Here is a 16,903-nt window from a genome sequence, read left to right as displayed (position 1 = left end):
TTTCATGCACAAAAATAACACAAGCATTAAAAGGATATTTTATGAAACGGTCTAAGATCGCATTGGCAATGACGTTCTCAATTTCTGCATTATTTTTAACTGCGTGTAATGACAATGATGATCGTTATACGGGTAGTGATTCAAATAAAACTTACCTATTCGAAAGCAACTATGCCATTGATACAGTAAATAATGCTTCATCTATTAAGGTCATGACCTATAACATGGCGAATGTACAAGGTAAAACCGCTACTGCGACAGCAATGGTTTTATTTCCGAAAGTAGCTCAACCTAAAGATGGTTATCGGGTTGTGGTTTGGGAGCATGGAACAGTTGGTGTGGGGGATGATTGTGCACCAAGTAAAAATCTAATTAATCCACGTTTTAAAATCCTTGCTGATACTTTATTAGCGGCAGGTTATGTCATTGTTGCGCCTGACTATGAAGGTTTAGGTACACCAGGGGTTCATCCTTATCTAAACTTAGCCAGTGAAGCTAAATCTGCGATTGCTGCGGTACGAGCTGCAAAAGACCATTACGGGTCGCAATTGAAAGGAGACTGGATGTCGATTGGTCAATCTCAAGGTGGTCATGCTTCATTAGGTACTGCTGAGTTTGCTAATACAGATACAAGTTATAAAGGTGCTGTAGCGGGCGCGCCAGCCTCTAGCTTAGGAACAATTATTCAGATTTATATTGACCCTCAATTCAATCTGGATGCCAATGGAAAACCTAAAGGGGTGAACAAATTAGATGAAAACTTACAGCAAGTGCGTTATGCGGTAGCTAATAAGTTATTAACTCCAGAACAAGGTCAGGCAAAAATTGAGGAAATTGCAGATGGTTATGCAGAGTTGCTAGCATATGCTGCATTAGCAAGTGCGGGTATTAAGGCACAATCTCCTAACTATGATTTGAAGACGATTTTTACCTCGGGAGCGGCTGACATTGCAGAATTGGCTCATGGTCGTACAGGGGATGATGGTGCATGTTTAAGTTATCCTGATCCTAATAGTGCAAATGGATTACAAGAAAAATTTAAAGCAGGGGTTTTAGAGTTCTTAGTAGATCCTACGCATCAAATTGCGCAGTATGGTATAGATCTAAATAAATTTAAAAATGACCCTGTTGTTCAAAACTTTTTAGTTTCAACTCAACCAGCAACCAATGCTACAGTTGAGAAAGTAATTAAAACACCTGTGCTGATGATTCAGGGTGAAAAAGATCAGGCGGTGTTGCCAGTGGTTACACTGGGTTTATTTGATAAGATGAAAGCCAATGCTTCCAAACTTTTCCCGCAAGCAGCTTACGATAAAGGCTATAAATTAACGATTGTACCTAATGCGACACATACACAAGCAATTGTATGTGAAAATGCAAATGCAGTAGACTTTATTCAGGCTAATATGTCAGCGGGTACGGGTGTTGTTTTGACTGATGCTCAGAAAGATGCCAGCCAAAGTCCGCACTGTACAGGTAAGTTCTAAATTTAGTTTTTATTTCGATCTAAATGTCAAAAAAGAGTCTCTTTATCGAGGCTCTTTTTTGTTATATTGTTGCACTTGTTAAAATTGATGTCGTTTGAGTTTAAATCGCTTATGAGCCAGCAGCCTGTTGAAAAAAAATCAGTTCCTTGGTTATTAATGGGTTTGGGATTATTGATTCCAATTTTTATTGTAGGGATGGCTTTTCTGGCAGCTAAAAGTGATGCGCAAACCAAGAAGAAATATGATCAGCAACATGCTGAAATTGCCAAAAAATTTGAACAGCAAAAAAGTGCTGATCAAGCAGAAAAAACTGAATAATCTCCTTAGCAGTGCTACGTTATCGAATATCCATCTGTAACTGTTTTATCGATGGAATCTGAGTATAACGTTGCACTTGATAGCCTGCTTCTTGCAGCATTTGATCGCGTTTCTGATCTTCTAATTCCTTACCAATATGGCTTGGGTCATCTAACTCGATAATCGCGAGTACCTTCATTTCTTTATCTAAAACCACAAAGTCTGTGACCTTGCGATTGAACTTACTGCGAATTTTGTAGTGATGACTGGTAATGAGTGCGCTAAACGCCACTTGTGCCAGAACATGGTGTTGGGGGAAGGCTTGCTGCAAACGGATAAACATTCGAGATTCAAAAGAAGTAATCACAGGACGAGCAAAAAATTCTTGTTTGCTAAAGAAAGGGCGCAGGCAGCTAAAAAGAAGTATAGCTGTGCTTAGAAAGCCGATAACCAGAAAGATGAGATGATTTGATTCAAACATATATTTAACAGGGTGCAAATAAAAAACCCACTCAATAAGAGTGGGTTTTTTAGAATCTTGGCTCTCCCACCTGGGCTCGAACCAGGGACCTGCGGATTAACAGTCCGTCGCTCTACCGACTGAGCTATGGGAGAATCTGGAACGAATTTTAGGGGGTAAATGCAGGCCCGTCAAGTAAAATGAGTATGAATAATAATCGCTTAACTAAAATATTGGCTATTAACGTGCAACTTGGTTACATTGTGTCAATTCAGACGATTTGGCATTCCAGATCGCACCCGCCGAGTTTTTATAATAACTAATCTTACCGATACGTAACACGAGGCTTTGACAAGAGTCTAGAGATAGGGCATTTCCCCAAGGGCCGGACATCGTACAAACTTTTCCATTACACTTCCAGACCACATTGGGTCCGTTCTCGATTGGGACAGTTACGGTTCCTTTATAAGAAGAACCTGCATACCAAGTGGTTTGGGCAGCCATGACTGGGCTGGATAGGAATATTAAACAGAATATAAATTTTTTCATTATGTGCTTTCCCTAACATTGTTATTCAATTTGATTTTATATTAAAAATAGCATGGTGGATAAAATATATACGATTATCTGAAATGAGAAGAACAAATACATCGTAATGATAAGAATAGAACAGAATTTTATACTTATAAAATAAAAAGCCCATATCAATGATATGGGCTTTTTAGAATCTTGGCTCTCCCACCTGGGCTCGAACCAGGGACCTGCGGATTAACAGTCCGTCGCTCTACCGACTGAGCTATGGGAGAATCTGAGTGCCATTATAGGCAGCTTTTTAAATCGGTCAAGCTAAAAATGTCATGTTTCCTTCATTTTTGTGTCGTATGCTTTTTATTTGCACAATTACGAGAAAGTAGGAAAAATAACTTGAACTTTGATCAGGCTATTGCTAGATTCGAATTAGAAAGAACGTTTAGATATTCATCTAAACAGTGTGGATTTAACCCTACTTGCCAGCACTAAAATGGCTAAACCGGAGGTCGAAATGACGACTCTTAGTATTAAAACTATTTTTTCAAATTTTTCTTTTTATCAAGAACATTATCTCGAAATCATTCAGGATTCGGCACAGTATTATACGCCAGTCGAAAATGCATTCTTAAATACTTTTCCATTTAAGCTACAAGCCTTGTTTTTAGGTGATTTATTGCAATTGTGGTTCGGCAATAAATGGAAAATCCAAAACGTTCATAATCTATTAGCGCAAAAAAATATCTCAACGCTTGATGAGCATGCACCCTTGTATTTATTTCAATTGGGCGGGGAACTGTTTTTAGGCGCAAATACTGCATTGGCATGGTCTGTTGCAGAGCAGAAGGTGGTCACAGTACAGGTTAAAAGTATCTGGCAATATGCGGTGTTTAGCCATTTGTGCATTCGACCAAAGCTATTCAAACAAAATAAAGCGATTGCATAGGGCTATACCTAGCCCTAGTGCACTTTTGAATTAAGCTCGGATGATCATGCAGGTCGCAGTAGCATGAGCGTACAGCTTGCCATCGGCATCGACAATTTTACCTTCGGAAATGCCTAAATTTTTACTGATATTAATTATATTTCCAGTGGCAATGAGCTTCTGATTTCTTGGAATAGGGCGGCACATTTTAATATTGAGATCAATGGTGCCGTAGCCTACACCAGCTTCTAAAAGGGTATGCACAGCACATCCTGTTACCGAGTCCAGTACCGTTGCAGCAAAACCTCCATGCACACCTCCGAGAGGATTCAGGTGTCTTTCATCCGCCTGTACTTCAAATTTGATATAACCTTCCGCAACTTCAACCGGTTGCATGGGAATAGTCTGGCTAATACTAGCGGGTGGAATTTTTCCTTCACACATGGCAGTTAAAAATTCAAGTCCATTCATTTCTTTTGGATGCTTCATCTTATATTTCCTTTTGTAGTTCTAAAATAGAACCTGTAGATAAAATAGCCGTGAGAGATCAGGCTGTCAATATTGCTCATTCATTCGCTGAGTATTTTGTAAATTCTAAGTTACTCGCGAAATGCTTTGTTTTATGATGTTTATAAATGTCTTTATAACAATTTTGAATAAAAGGTAAATTTATAATGAACGGACAGTGTGTATGTGGTGAGACCACTTTTGACGTTGAATTAAGTAATCATGATGTACATGCCTGCCACTGTTCTATCTGTCGTAGGCAGACCAGTGGCGTGATTATGACCCTTGATGTCGAACAAGGCAGTTTAAAATTTTTGAAGCAGGATCATTTAGCAATTTACAACTCATCTGCATGGGGAGAGCGCGGTTTCTGTAATGCGTGTGGAACAACTTTGTTTTGGCGCACTAAAGATCAAAACTATTGCAATATCAATGCATTTTCTCTGAATGAACCCCCTGAAGATCTAAATTTGGATTTAGAAATTTATATTGATTGTAAACCTGACTTTTATGCTTTTCAGAATCCGACTAAGAAAATGACCGAAGCTGAGGTGATTGCCTTGTTTAACCCGAATGAATAGTGATTTATTTATTGCTATAAGTTTTATAAGACCATCATTGCTAGTCATTTAAATACGGGGCGTGAAAGCAACCAAGCAAATGTGCTTTTCAATTTTAGAGTGAATAGAGCGCAAGGAATGCGTACAAGCATGTTATTCAAAATTATTATTGCGATGCTGGCCTTTGCTGCAAATTCGGTATTGTGTCGCCTAGCTTTGGCTGGGCAGCAAATTGATCCGATGAGTTTTAGTTTGCTACGTGTACTCAGTGACGCTGTTGTGTTGATGTTTTTATATTTTGCTCATCGTCGACGTAGTGAAAACCCTTTAAAAATTGAATGGAATCTTAAAAATGCAATTTACCTCGCTGTGTATATTGTTGCCTTCTCGATGGCTTATCTAAAAATAAATGCGGGTGTTGGTGCACTCTTGTTATTTGGAACGGTGCAATTGAGCATGGTGGCTTATGGCCTTTTTCATGGCGAGAAAATTAATCTCATGTGTGGAATTGGTCTGGTTGTTGCTGTATTAGGGATTCTATTTTTATTGTTACCGGGTGCAAATACGCCTAACTTATTTTATTCACTCATCATGATGATTTCTGGTCTGGCTTGGGCAGCATATAGTATTGCAGGGAAGACCATGCGAAGTCCTTTATCCAGCACTCTGGCTAATTTTGTCTTGGCGGTACCAGTGGTCAGTCTTGGGTTTGTATTATTTGCAAAGGATGTTCTGATCTTGCCGCAGGGGATTGTACTCGCGCTACTTTCGGGTGGTCTGGCATCAAGCGGTGCTTATATTCTATGGTATTCAATTGTGCAGAAAATTGACCGAATTACAGCCAGTACAGTACAACTTTCTGTACCTTGTCTGGCGATTTTGGGTGGGAGTTTATTTATTGGAGAAATACCGAATCTTCGAATGATTGTTGCGACAGTGATTGTTCTGATCGGGATTTTATTGGTAATTTTTTCCAGTTCGCATAAAAAAACTCATCATGAATGATGAGTTTTTTTATGGCTTTTATGACTTATTTAGCTGCTTTTTCTGCTGCGATTGATGCAATTGCAGCGTCTACGCCCTCAATTGAATCAGCCGCTTTTTTGATACGCGCTAAAGCATCAACCAGTACTTCGTCAGCAGTTGCGTAAGAAATACGCATAAAACCGCCTAATCCGAATGCATCACCAGGAACAACGGCAACGCCAGTTTCTTCAAGTAACCATTCAGAGAATTCTGTGCAAGATTTTAAGCCTTTGGCACGAATCAATGGACGGATATTGGCATAGGCATAGAAAGCACCATCAGCAGGTAAGCAAGAGATACCTTTGATGTCATTTAAGCCATTCACAACGAGGTCATGACGGCGTTTGAATGCTTCAATCATTGGTTGTAAAACGTCTTGTGGGCCATTCAATGCCGCTTCAGCCGCAACTTGTGAAATTGAAGTTGGATTAGAAGTCGATTGAGACTGGATTTTTTTCATTGCACCAATGATTTTCGCAGGGCCCGCTGCGTAACCAATACGCCAGCCTGTCATTGCATAGGCTTTAGACACACCATTTAACACAATCGTGCGGTCATATAAGTCTGGTGCAACAGTTGCGATATTGTAGAACTCATCTTCCCAGCGAATTGGTTCATACATGTCATCAGATGCAACAAAAACCTGTGGGTGACGACGTAATACTTCAGCCAAAGCTTCAAGTTCAGCTTTGGTGTAGATCATGCCTGTCGGGTTAGATGGGCTGTTTAAAACCACTAAACGTGTATTTGGCGTAATTGCAGCTTCCAGTTGTTCTGGTGTGATTTTGAAACGTTGTTCTTCACCACATTTTACGATAACTGGTGTACCTTCAGCGATAATCACCATATCTGGGTAGCTTACCCAGAATGGCGCAGGGATGATCACTTCATCGCCTTTGTTTAACAAAGCAAGTGCCAAGTTAAAGAAACTTTGTTTACCACCGCAAGACACCAGAATCTGGTTTGCTTGATAATCGAGATTATTATCGCGTTTAAGTTTCGCAATAATTGCTTTTTTTAAGCTTGGAGTACCGTCTACCGCTGTATATTTGGTAAAGCCTTTATTAATGGCTTCAATTGCAGCATCTTTGATGTGTTGAGGTGTATCGAAGTCTGGTTCGCCTGCGCCTAAACCAATCACGTTTTTACCTGCAGCTTTAAGCTCAGCAGCCTTGTTGGTTACTGCAAGTGTAGGGGACGGTTTGATAGCATTGACACGATCAGAGAGACGTACGTCCACGGCATTATTCCTTCTTATGGGATTAAAAAATAAAAAGCAGGTTATCTTAGCCTAATTAGACTTCATTGTGGTCGAAACTTGCCTTAATCGCATAAAAAGTTACCAAATTTTAATTCTCGAACGCATTCTATTTTTTTACATATTTTATTTTTATCAAAAGCCTAAAAATCCATTACAATAGCGGCTAGAAATCTAGATTTCGAGAGAATTTCAATGAGTACCCAGCAACCTAAAGCAAAAAAAGCTTTAGTGAAATTACCATTCCCTATGCCATCTGCTCAGGATGATTCTGATGATGCGGCGCATAATCAGGTTCGTCCAAAACCTGAGCAATATGCAGATCGTACCTGGATGCCACCACGCGGCACACGCCGTTCGATGGGGAAGCGTTAAGAGAAAAGCCAATCAATCTGATTGGCTTTTTTGTTTTTTAATGGCGATTTAATGGATGTTGTATTTCTAGTTCACCACGCCATAGCTTGATAAAATCATATTCATCAATATCGTAAAGCTCCATCAAGGCAATAATCACACTGACATAAATCATTGCACCTTCCGATTTGTCATGGAAATTAAAAATCTTGCCGTTAAGCTTACCGAGAATATCGCTGATCTCATGTTCACGCCCACGTCCATAACGGTCACGTGGATAAAGCTCTTCATTTAAAACCACCAGTGCAATGGCTTTTTCAGCTGCTGTTAAACTGGTTTTATCCAGTGCTTCTTCAAAAGACTCATAACCATGATTGAAGTAGAAAATCACTTCATCGTTAATAAAAGCCTGCACAGTGGCTGCGGTGAGGTTGGGAAACTGTGAAACCGCATCTTCTTCAATATAAGGACGGAAAGATTCGGGGAAAATCACATTGGAATGGATGCCTTTAAATAATGGCGCGATTTCAGAGACTTTATAACCTGCAATACCACAACCTAGCGCCGTCAAAAAGTATTTCATTTTGGCATGGTTTTTTGCATAGATCTTGAAATCATCGACATAATGCTCGATCTGGGCGAGTGGCATTTGTTGTAAATGTTCATTTAGGGTCGGAATTGCAAAGCTTTGTCCTGCCCAACCTCGACCAACACCTTTGACTGCTGCAAAGTGTTGAGCTGCGACACGTGCTGCACCGCTGTCGTGTATACCCGCCAGATTACTGCCAAAAACAAAAACTGTATCTTCTGGGAGTTCCGTTACTATTGTTTCGTCGTGGTATTGGTAAGACATATTTTTACCATTGAAATCGAGTATAACTTCATGTTGCAGTCGATTGGGCAGATGGTCAAGTAAAATCTAAGAAATTACATGGCACAAAAGATTTCATAAAATCATCGATGCAACACTTTAAATCAATCACATTTTCCCCCATAAATAGGGATTAAGTTTTAGTGTAGGAATGAGCTTGTGAGCGAAAACCAGCCTTTTGAGTTAGTCACCAATTATCAACCTGCGGGTGATCAGCCTCAGGCCATTGAGAAATTGGTCAGTGGTATTGACCAGGGTTTTCGTAATCAGTTGCTGCTCGGGGTAACCGGTTCAGGTAAAACCTATACCATGGCCAATGTGATTGCCCAAACCCAACGTCCAACCATTGTGATGGCGCATAACAAAACCCTTGCGGCTCAGCTTTATGGTGAGTTCAAAGCATTCTTTCCAAATAATGCAGTGGAGTATTTCGTCAGTTATTACGATTACTACCAGCCAGAAGCGTATGTGCCATCTTCAGATACGTTTATTGAAAAAGATTCGGCGATTAATGACCACATTGACCAGATGCGTTTGTCTGCGACGCGTGCTTTGTTAGAGCGTCGTGATGCCATTATCGTGGCTTCGGTTTCTGCGATTTATGGTTTGGGTGATCCAAATGCCTATATGCAAATGCTCTTACATATCGTACAAGGTGATCGGGTCAGTCGTGATGACATTATTCGTCGTCTGGTGGAAATGCAATATACGCGTAATGAGCTGGAGTTCTTGCGTGGTACTTATCGTATTCGCGGTGAAATTATTGATATTTTCCCTGCGGAATCGGATAAGGATGCGATTCGGGTTGAATTGTTTGATGACGAAGTTGATTCGATTCGCTGGTTTGATCCATTGACAGGCAAACTGGTACGTAAAGTTCCGCGAGTAACGATTTATCCAAAAAGTCACTATGTTACGCCAAAAGACCATTTAACCCGTGCCATTGATACCATCAAAGATGAATTGAAAGACCAGCTCAAATTTTTCAAGGATCATGACAAATTACTGGAAGCGCAACGTATTGAACAGCGTACCCGTTATGATCTGGAAATGATGCAACAGCTTGGTTATACCAACGGGATCGAGAACTATTCACGTCATTTGTCAGGTCGTACAGCCGGTGAAGCACCACCAACCTTATTTGATTATGTGCCAGAAGACGCATTGCTGATTATTGATGAGTCGCATGTGACGGTACCTCAGATTGGCGCAATGTATAAAGGTGACCGTTCACGTAAAGAAAATCTGGTGAATTATGGTTTCCGTTTACCAAGCGCTTTAGATAACCGTCCAATGAAATTTGAAGAGTGGGAGCGAATTGTTCCGACCACGGTTTTTGTGAGTGCCACGCCAGCGCATTATGAACTGGAAAAATCTGAACAAATCGTTGAGCAGGTAGTTCGTCCGACAGGTCTGATTGATCCCGAGATTGAAGTACGTCCAGTGTTGACACAGGTCGATGATGTTTTATCTGAAATTAATATTCGTAAACAATTGAATGAACGTGTGCTGGTGACCACCTTAACCAAGCGTATGGCAGAAGATTTAACGTCTTATTTAAAAGAATATGGCGTCAAAGTGGCTTATCTGCATTCGGATATTGATACGGTTGAACGGGTCAAGATTATCCATGAATTACGTACTGGTGTGCATGATGTACTGGTCGGGATTAACCTGTTGCGTGAAGGTCTGGATATGCCTGAAGTCTCTCTGGTGGCGATTCTGGATGCCGATAAGGAAGGCTTCCTGCGTTCAGAACGTTCATTGATCCAGACCATTGGTCGTGCTGCACGTAATGTGAAAGGTAAAGCGATTTTATATGCAGATCGTATTACGGATTCCATGCGTAAAGCGATGGATGAAACCGAGCGCCGTCGCAATAAACAGATTGAGTTTAATGAATTGCATGGCATTACGCCGCGTAGTGCAGTCCGTCAGGCGATTAAGGAAATTGATACGGGTGAAGTGTTGAGCGATGATGAGATTGATGAAAAAGTGCTTGAACAGGCGCAAAGCATCAGTGCCGATGAACAACATCTTTTATCTGATCCGAAATTATTTGCGAAGCACATCAGTAAACTGGAAAAGGAAATGTTGAAAGCCTCTAAAGAGCTACAGTTTGAGCAGGCGGCAAGATTGCGCGATGAAATTGTGCGTTTAAAAGCACACATGTTGCAATCTTAATTGAGCAGAGAAACCCTCAAAAGTGATACATATCGCAACAGTTTTTGTTTATTAAATAGGCTATTTTGAATAGCTAAGTATATGACTATTGATAACAAATTTTTGTTTTGAGGATTTCTCATGCCATTTATTAAGAATTTCCCGAAAGCGAGTTGGCGTTTAGCAAAGATTGCAGTGGGTGGGGCGGTTTTGACTGGATTGGCTGTTGGAACCATTGCTTATGCTCAGGCAAAACCTTTACCGACTGTAGAAAAAGTAGAACTGGATAAATATTTAGGTGTCTGGTACGAAGTCGCTCGAAAACCGATGTTCTTTGAGCGTAAGTGTGTCTATAACATTACTGCCACCTATACTGTTAATGAAAATGGCAATATTGTGGTTGATAACAAATGCTATGACAGTGAAGGAAATCTACAGCAAAGTGTGGGTGAAGCTTTTGTTGCCAATGCGCCTTTTAATACCAAATTACGAGTAAGTTTTTTACCTGAAGTGGTACGTTGGGTGCCTATGGCACGAGGCGATTACTGGATTTTGAAACTGGATAATGACTATCAAACAGTTCTGGTGGGGGAGCCGCGCCGTAAATACTTATGGGTATTATCGCGAACACCAAACCCGCACAAAGAAACCATTCATGAATATTTAAATTATGCGAAATCACTTGGCTATAATATTAGTGATGTGATTTATCCTGAACATCGTTAAAATAAGATATACTTGTTTAAAAACCATGCATGCATGGTTTTTTTATTTTTATATAGTGGATAAATCACGTATTTTTTAATTTCCCCATGTAGAGGTTCAAATTGGTTAAAGGTATCGCTTATTCAGTTTTGGCTTCTATCACATTTGGGGTTTTATATTTTTATACTCAACTCCTCGGTGCGCTGGACAGTGAGCAAACCTTTGGCTGGCGGATTATTGCGACCTTGCCTGTTTTGACACTATTTATGTGGTTTAGTGGTGATTTAGTCCATATCAAAACGATATTTAAAAGAATTTTAGCAAAACCGACATTATTACTGTTTTTAATGACCACTTCTGTGCTGACTTCAGCGCAATTGTGGCTGTTCCTGTGGGGGCCAATGCATGGTCGTGGTTTACAGGTTTCATTAGGTTATTTTCTTTTGCCTTTGGTTTTGGTGCTTGCTGGAAGTTTTCTCTATGGAGAGAAACTTTCTAAATTCCAGTATCTCGCTGTAGTGCTCGCGGTGTTTGGAGTGGGGCATGAAATTTGGCGTTTAGGTAGTATTGCTTGGGAAACGGCTTTTGTGGCATTGGGCTATGCGGCTTATTTCATCCTGCGTAAAAAAATCCAGACCGATAATTTGGGTGGATTTTGGTGGGATATGTTAATTATTCTTCCTGTTGCCATTTTCTTTACACAAACGGGCGAGATGCCTTTTCTCAAGTTTCTCGAACAGCCGAGTCTGATTCTTGTCGTAATCGGTTTAGGGTTATTAAGTGCGATTGGTTTAGGCAGTTATATTCTAGCCAGCCGTTATTTGCCGCTGATTATTTTTGGTCTATTGGGCTATCTGGAACCTGTTCTGCTGGCACTGGCATCTTTGGTCTTAGGTGAGAAAATTGGCGCTGAAGAATGGCTGACTTATATCCCAATCTGGTTGGCTGTCTTGGTATTGGTGATCGAAGGTGCGATACATCTTTATCAGCAAAACCAGCGTAAAAAACACTTGGCCCTGAACCTTCAACAATATTCTAAACGTGTCGAGGTAGAAGACAAAACTTAGAAACGCTTAAAAATCCGCCAGCAATGATCAGAAAAACTGTTATGGTTGTGATGCACATCACAGCTATTATGATGATTGGAAAAGATTTTTACCTAAATTCACAAAAATAATTATAGGTATTTTATGAATTTATAGTCAATTAGGACAAAATCTTAGCTCGTTTAGCAGCTTTTGATTCAATCTTGATGATAATTCTATTACAATAATGGCGTTTTAAAAATTCACGCCCAGTATATATAAATTAGAGGACGTAACTGTGAGCAAAGAAACAATCGTTGCCCTACACGCAGAACACCAAGGTCGTTGGAAAAACCGTGAAGAAATCGCGGAACGTATGATTACCTTAATCGGTCAATTATACCGTGAGAAAAATATTGTTGTTTCTGTTTACGGTCGTTCTTTAATTAACCGTTCAGTGATCCAGATTTTAAAAACACATCGTCGTACACGTATGCTTGATGTTGAACTTTCTGTTGTAAATACCTTCCCGATTTTGGAAGCGTTAATGAAAGTTGAAAACATCGGTTCTGCTGAAGTGGATATCGGTAAACTTGCTGTTGAATATAAAAATGCAGGCGGTGATGTAGACGCATTTGTTGCAAACGCTGTTGCTTCAATTCAAGGTAACGCAACTGCTGCTGCGCCTAAAGATGTTGTTCTTTACGGTTTTGGTCGTATCGGTCGTATCTTGGCTCGTTTAATCATCAGCCAGTCTGGTTTAGGTCGTGGTTTAAGCCTTAAAGCAATCGTTGTGCGTAAATCATCTGATGGTGACTTGGCGAAACGTGCTTCATTATTACGTCGTGACTCTATTCACGGTACTTTTGACGGTACAATTTCTGTAGATGAAGAAAACGAAGCAATCATTGCAAATGGTCAGTTCATCAAAGTGATTTATGCATCAAGCCCAAGCGAAGTGGACTACACTGCTTATGGTATCGAAAATGCACTTTTGATCGACAATACAGGTAAATGGCGTGATGCTGAAGGCCTGAGCCAACACTTGAAATGTGCAGGCGTTGCGCGTGTTGTATTAACAGCACCAAGTAAAGGCGAAATGAAGAACGTTGTATTTGGTGTGAACAACGGCGATATCCTAGATGAAGACAAAATCATCTCTGCTGCAAGCTGCACAACCAACGCAATTACCCCTGTATTAAAAGTTTTAGACGACAAATACAAAGTATTGAATGGTCATGTTGAAACAGTTCACTCTTTCACAAACGACCAGAACTTAATTGATAACTATCATAAAGCTGACCGTCGTGGCCGTGCTGCAACGTTGAACATGGTTATCACTGAAACTGGTGCTGCTAAAGCAGTTGCTAAAGCTTTACCTGGCTTAAAAGGCAAGTTAACAGGTAACTCTGTTCGCGTTCCAACACCAAACGTTTCTCTTGCAATCTTGAACTTAAACTTAGAGAAAGAAATTGATCGTGAAGAAGTCAACGAATACATTCGTCAAATCTCGATCAACTCTAAGTTACAAGGTCAAATCGGTTATACCAACTCGACTGAAGTTGTATCAAGTGACTTTATCGGTTCACGTACAGCAGGTGTATTTGATGCGCAAGCAACAATCGCTTCTGGTACACGTTTAACTGCTTATGTTTGGTACGATAACGAAGTTGGTTATAGCTGTCAGGTATTACGTATTGCTGAACAAATGTGTGGCGTAAGCTATACCAAAGTTCCTGCTGAAACAAATGCATAATTTGTTCACAGAGCAATAAAAAAAGCCCAGTTTACAACTGGGCTTTTTTAATGACTGTACAGAATATATGCTGAATAAAACATAAAAATCGATGAAAATGCAGGAAAAGGGAAATAATTAAACAAGGGATAGATCATTGTTGCAGTTCAGACGTTTATTCGTGGTATTTGCTTTAATTGTTGTGGCCAACTTATGTGGTGTGTATATCGCAATGTGGGTGTTTAAGCATTTTAATATTTATATCCCATTGAAGAATCAAGATGTTGCGATTGATTTACAAGAGCCATTGCAGGTGCGGGTAAAAGTAAAAGATGCGCTCAATGTTGATGTGAATGGACGTGTTGATGCCAAGATTCCAATCAATGAGCAGTTAAATGTTCCTCTGACGCAAACCCTGACGCCGCGCGTGTACTTTGATAGTCAGGTTCCGATCAGTACAACCATTCCTGTCAAAGAAACCATTAAGGTCAATCAAAGCCTCCCGATCGATACCAAGGTACAGGTTAAAATTTTAGGCAAGGATGTGACGCTGCCTTTAAAAGGCTCGATTCCTTTGCAACTGGATGTACCGATTGATATTCAGGTGCCATTACAACAAAAAGTACATTTGAAGTTTGATGCGCCAGTTCGTACCGTCCTCAAGGAAAATTTAAATATTCCGTTGAAAGCACAGCTGAATGCCAATATTCCGATTCAAGGCAATTTAAATGTGCCGATTACTTCTGAATTGAATGCTTCTGTCGATGTAAAGAATACCTTACCTGTTAAAATTGCGCAGGGTGAACTCAAGATTCCTTTATCTAGTATGTATTTGGGGCGGGTAAAAACACAGGCTGTAGATGAACCTGCCACACCAACCGATGTCAAAGTAGGTGAGTGATGGATATAACCAAATCACTGAAAAGCCTGTTGATCAGTTTTGTGATCGTCACAACGCTGGTTGCGATCTTATTTTGGTTTTATCTGAATATTCAGGCCTCATTAATCGTTTCTGCGCAGCAGGCAGATATTCGTTTACCTGAATCATTAGGTACCAAGATTCAGGTTGGAAAGCATCTGCGCGTTAAGTCAGAAGGTCAATTGAACACTGTGCTGGATATTGACCGTAGTTTGGCCTTGCCTTTAAAAGGCAAATATCTGGCTGATTTAAGCTTTGAGGTCGAAACCCCGATTACGGTTGATATTAATTATGAAACCGTACTTAAAGTCGATGATGTAGTACCGATTGAGACCAATACCGATCTGATCTATCAAAATAAATTACTGCCGAAATTTCCGTTGAGCCTAAATATTCCAGTGAAGCTGGATATCCCATTTCAATTGAAGCGAACCTATACCGTTCCTGTAAAAATCGTATTTGATGGGCCAGTGCATTTTGCTTTTGATGAGTCGATTAATTTGCCTGTAAAACATCAGTTTAAACCCAGCTTTTATATGAATGATGCGATTAATATGAGCAAAATCTCGTCTTTTGATGCAATCATGTATAACTCGGTGCAGCAGACCAAAGCCAATCTGGATATGCAAATGGCGTTACCTTTAAAAAATGTAAAACCGTAATCGATATTTTCCAGTTGTTAAAAAATGAGAGGGTAAATATTCTGCCCAAATTGATATTTTTCGGTGTTGAATTGTTCAATTTGAATATTCAACCCAGAATAAATTTAAAAAAATCAATTTGCTGATTTTTCTATTCGAGAATTTTCTTAAAATGTGGCAAAATACCCCGTTTTAAAGAATTCAGAGGATTGGCACATGCGCTTTGTTGATGAAGCAGTCATTACCGTAGAGGCTGGCGACGGTGGCAATGGCGTAGCCAGTTTTCGCCGTGAAAAATTTGTCCCTTTCGGTGGCCCGGATGGCGGTGATGGGGGACGTGGCGGAAGTATTTACATCCAGGCGGATGATGATACCAGCACACTTGTAGATTACCGTTATACCCGTCGTTATCGCGCAGAACGCGGTAAAAATGGTTCGGGTGCAAACTGTTCAGGCCGTGGCGGTGAAGACGTTATTTTAAAAGTGCCAGTCGGTACAACGATTGTTGATACTGAGTCTGGCGACATTATTGGTGACTTGGTCGCTGATGGTCAACGTGTCAAAGTTGCCCAAGGCGGTGATGGTGGTTTAGGGAATACTCACTTTAAATCGTCAACCAACCGTTCACCTCGTAAATGTACACACGGGATTAAAGGCGAATATCGTGAAGTCCGTCTAGAGTTAAAAGTACTCGCAGACGTTGGCTTATTGGGTATGCCGAATGCAGGTAAATCGACATTTATCCGTGCAGTCAGTGCGGCAAAACCAAAAGTTGCTGATTATCCGTTTACGACGATGGTCCCTAACTTAGGTGTGGTCGACGCCGATCGTCACCGTTCATTTGTGATGGCGGATATTCCAGGACTGATCGAAGGCGCAGCAGAAGGTGCAGGTTTAGGGATTCGCTTCCTTAAGCATTTGGCACGTACGCGTATCCTGTTGCATATCGTTGATGTGCAACCGATTGATGGTTCAGATCCTGCACATAATGCAAAAGCGATTTTGGGTGAATTGGTTAAATTCTCACCAACTTTGGCAAAACTTCCAGTGGTACTGGTTCTAAACAAACTTGACCAGCTTCCAGAAGAATCTAAAGAAGAGTGGTGTCAGCACATTCTTGATGAATTGCAATGGAAAGGCCCTGTATTTAAAACTTCTGGTTTGATGTCTGAAGGCACCAAAGAGGTTGTGTACTATTTAATGGATCAGATCGAACAACAACGTGAACGCGAAGTTGAAGATCCAGAATATGCAGCAGAAGTTAAAGCATTCCGTGAGCAGCTTGAAGCTGAAACACGTGAACAAACCATCGCAGCTAAAGAAGCCTATCGTGCCATGCGTAAAGCTCAGCGTGACGCTGGTCTGGACGATGACGAAGACTTTGATGACGATGAGGATGAAGGCGATGTAGAAAGTATCTACATTCGTGACTAGTAAACCGA

Annotated in this window: 18 protein-coding genes and 2 tRNA genes; 13 read left to right on the top strand and 7 right to left on the bottom strand. The window is 40.5% G+C overall.

All coding sequences use genetic code 11. The features are described from left to right. Positions 1–41: 41 nt before the first annotated feature. Positions 42–1,487 (top strand): lipase family protein, encoded by a 1,446-nt coding sequence (locus PJ15_RS06465; protein WP_047429039.1) that lies wholly within the window; start codon positions 42–44, stop codon positions 1,485–1,487. Between the two features lie 111 nt (positions 1,488–1,598). Beyond that, a complete protein-coding gene (locus tag PJ15_RS06460) occupies positions 1,599–1,805 on the top strand; it encodes a hypothetical protein (protein WP_004773701.1) in 207 nt (68 codons plus the stop codon). Positions 1,806–1,824: 19 nt separating this feature from the next. Here the strand turns inward: PJ15_RS06460 and PJ15_RS06455 are convergent, their stop codons facing one another. From PJ15_RS06455 to PJ15_RS06440, 4 genes are all read right to left on the bottom strand, one after another. Next, positions 1,825–2,265, bottom strand: coding sequence for a DUF2726 domain-containing protein (locus PJ15_RS06455; RefSeq protein WP_047429203.1), 441 nt, complete (start codon positions 2,263–2,265; stop codon positions 1,825–1,827). A 58-nt stretch (positions 2,266–2,323) separates the two neighbouring features. After that, positions 2,324–2,399, bottom strand: a tRNA-Asn gene (locus tag PJ15_RS06450). An 85-nt stretch (positions 2,400–2,484) separates the two neighbouring features. Next, positions 2,485–2,793, bottom strand: coding sequence for a hypothetical protein (locus PJ15_RS06445; RefSeq protein WP_004773697.1), 309 nt, complete (start codon positions 2,791–2,793; stop codon positions 2,485–2,487). Between the two features lie 181 nt (positions 2,794–2,974). Further along, positions 2,975–3,050 (bottom strand) — tRNA-Asn (locus PJ15_RS06440). A 236-nt stretch (positions 3,051–3,286) separates the two neighbouring features. On the opposite strand from PJ15_RS06440, the gene PJ15_RS06435 reads away from it, so the two are divergent. After that, entirely contained in the window at positions 3,287–3,718 is a 432-nt protein-coding gene (locus PJ15_RS06435; protein ID WP_047429202.1) for a hypothetical protein, read from the top strand. A 30-nt stretch (positions 3,719–3,748) separates the two neighbouring features. Here PJ15_RS06435 and PJ15_RS06430 read toward each other — a convergent pair whose 3' ends face one another. Then, complete coding sequence (locus PJ15_RS06430; protein ID WP_047429038.1) at positions 3,749–4,186, bottom strand: PaaI family thioesterase; 438 nt, start codon at positions 4,184–4,186, stop codon at positions 3,749–3,751. Positions 4,187–4,371: 185 nt separating this feature from the next. Between PJ15_RS06430 and PJ15_RS06425 the strand changes: the two genes are divergently transcribed. Together PJ15_RS06425 and PJ15_RS06420 are read left to right on the top strand one after the other, a co-directional pair. Then, positions 4,372–4,785, top strand: coding sequence for a GFA family protein (locus PJ15_RS06425; protein WP_047429036.1), 414 nt, complete (start codon positions 4,372–4,374; stop codon positions 4,783–4,785). Between the two features lie 129 nt (positions 4,786–4,914). Next, a complete protein-coding gene (locus PJ15_RS06420; RefSeq protein ID WP_047429034.1) occupies positions 4,915–5,769 on the top strand; it encodes a DMT family transporter in 855 nt (284 codons plus the stop codon). Between the two features lie 25 nt (positions 5,770–5,794). Here the strand turns inward: PJ15_RS06420 and PJ15_RS06415 are convergent, their stop codons facing one another. After that, positions 5,795–7,030, bottom strand: coding sequence for a pyridoxal phosphate-dependent aminotransferase (locus PJ15_RS06415; protein ID WP_016651780.1), 1,236 nt, complete (start codon positions 7,028–7,030; stop codon positions 5,795–5,797). A gap of 213 nt (positions 7,031–7,243) precedes the next feature. Here PJ15_RS06415 and PJ15_RS06410 point away from each other — a divergent pair, with 213 nt between their 5' ends. Then, complete coding sequence (locus tag PJ15_RS06410; protein ID WP_005258791.1) at positions 7,244–7,423, top strand: hypothetical protein; 180 nt, start codon at positions 7,244–7,246, stop codon at positions 7,421–7,423. Positions 7,424–7,460: 37 nt separating this feature from the next. On the opposite strand, the gene PJ15_RS06405 is transcribed toward PJ15_RS06410, so the two are convergent. Beyond that, positions 7,461–8,255 carry a hypothetical protein gene (locus PJ15_RS06405; RefSeq protein ID WP_004773688.1) on the bottom strand — a complete coding sequence of 265 codons (795 nt, stop codon included), beginning with the start codon at positions 8,253–8,255 and terminating at the stop codon, positions 7,461–7,463. A gap of 177 nt (positions 8,256–8,432) precedes the next feature. On the opposite strand from PJ15_RS06405, the gene uvrB reads away from it, so the two are divergent. The 7 genes from uvrB (at position 8,433) to cgtA (ending at position 16,895) form a co-directional block, all read left to right on the top strand. After that, positions 8,433–10,457 (top strand): excinuclease ABC subunit UvrB, encoded by a 2,025-nt coding sequence (gene uvrB / locus PJ15_RS06400; RefSeq protein WP_047429030.1) that lies wholly within the window; start codon positions 8,433–8,435, stop codon positions 10,455–10,457. Between the two features lie 120 nt (positions 10,458–10,577). Next, on the top strand, positions 10,578–11,162 hold the full coding sequence (locus PJ15_RS06395) for a lipocalin family protein (RefSeq protein ID WP_004773684.1): 585 nt from the start codon (positions 10,578–10,580) through the stop codon (positions 11,160–11,162). A gap of 101 nt (positions 11,163–11,263) precedes the next feature. Beyond that, positions 11,264–12,208 carry an EamA family transporter RarD gene (gene rarD, locus PJ15_RS06390; protein ID WP_047429028.1) on the top strand — a complete coding sequence of 315 codons (945 nt, stop codon included), beginning with the start codon at positions 11,264–11,266 and terminating at the stop codon, positions 12,206–12,208. A gap of 256 nt (positions 12,209–12,464) precedes the next feature. Then, positions 12,465–13,922, top strand: a complete 1,458-nt coding sequence (locus PJ15_RS06385; RefSeq protein WP_005258782.1) for a glyceraldehyde-3-phosphate dehydrogenase — start codon at positions 12,465–12,467, stop codon at positions 13,920–13,922. Between the two features lie 136 nt (positions 13,923–14,058). Then, positions 14,059–14,802 (top strand): hypothetical protein, encoded by a 744-nt coding sequence (locus PJ15_RS06380; protein ID WP_005258781.1) that lies wholly within the window; start codon positions 14,059–14,061, stop codon positions 14,800–14,802. After that, on the top strand, positions 14,802–15,482 hold the full coding sequence (locus PJ15_RS06375; RefSeq protein ID WP_047429026.1) for a hypothetical protein: 681 nt from the start codon (positions 14,802–14,804) through the stop codon (positions 15,480–15,482). Before PJ15_RS06380 ends, PJ15_RS06375 begins: the two co-directional genes overlap by 1 nt. A 195-nt stretch (positions 15,483–15,677) precedes the next feature. After that, a complete protein-coding gene (cgtA, locus tag PJ15_RS06370) occupies positions 15,678–16,895 on the top strand; it encodes an Obg family GTPase CgtA (RefSeq protein WP_004773676.1) in 1,218 nt (405 codons plus the stop codon). The last annotated feature ends 8 nt before the right edge of the window (positions 16,896–16,903 follow it).

The sequence above is a fragment of the Acinetobacter sp. neg1 genome (genome assembly GCF_000788125.1).
In the GTDB taxonomy this organism is placed as follows: domain Bacteria; phylum Pseudomonadota; class Gammaproteobacteria; order Pseudomonadales; family Moraxellaceae; genus Acinetobacter; species Acinetobacter vivianii.
Note: the sequence above shows the minus strand (reverse complement) of the source record. Positions and strands in the feature narration are given on the sequence as shown.

Bases quoted from the DNA above. Each gene is read 5' to 3' on its own strand.
- PJ15_RS06455 (WP_047429203.1), bottom strand. From the start codon at position 2,265: ATGTTTGAATCAAATCATCTCATCTTTCTGGTTATCGGCTTTCTAAGC.
- PJ15_RS06405 (WP_004773688.1), bottom strand. From the start codon at position 8,255: ATGTCTTACCAATACCACGACGAAACAATAGTAACGGAACTCCCAGAA.
- PJ15_RS06420 (WP_047429034.1), top strand. From the start codon at position 4,915: ATGTTATTCAAAATTATTATTGCGATGCTGGCCTTTGCTGCAAATTCG.
- cgtA (WP_004773676.1), top strand. From the start codon at position 15,678: ATGCGCTTTGTTGATGAAGCAGTCATTACCGTAGAGGCTGGCGACGGT.
- PJ15_RS06410 (WP_005258791.1), top strand. From the start codon at position 7,244: ATGAGTACCCAGCAACCTAAAGCAAAAAAAGCTTTAGTGAAATTACCA.
- PJ15_RS06460 (WP_004773701.1), top strand. From the start codon at position 1,599: ATGAGCCAGCAGCCTGTTGAAAAAAAATCAGTTCCTTGGTTATTAATG.
- PJ15_RS06375 (WP_047429026.1), top strand. From the start codon at position 14,802: ATGGATATAACCAAATCACTGAAAAGCCTGTTGATCAGTTTTGTGATC.
- PJ15_RS06395 (WP_004773684.1), top strand. From the start codon at position 10,578: ATGCCATTTATTAAGAATTTCCCGAAAGCGAGTTGGCGTTTAGCAAAG.
- PJ15_RS06445 (WP_004773697.1), bottom strand. From the start codon at position 2,793: ATGAAAAAATTTATATTCTGTTTAATATTCCTATCCAGCCCAGTCATG.
- PJ15_RS06465 (WP_047429039.1), top strand. From the start codon at position 42: ATGAAACGGTCTAAGATCGCATTGGCAATGACGTTCTCAATTTCTGCA.
- PJ15_RS06435 (WP_047429202.1), top strand. From the start codon at position 3,287: ATGACGACTCTTAGTATTAAAACTATTTTTTCAAATTTTTCTTTTTAT.
- PJ15_RS06425 (WP_047429036.1), top strand. From the start codon at position 4,372: ATGAACGGACAGTGTGTATGTGGTGAGACCACTTTTGACGTTGAATTA.
- PJ15_RS06430 (WP_047429038.1), bottom strand. From the start codon at position 4,186: ATGAAGCATCCAAAAGAAATGAATGGACTTGAATTTTTAACTGCCATG.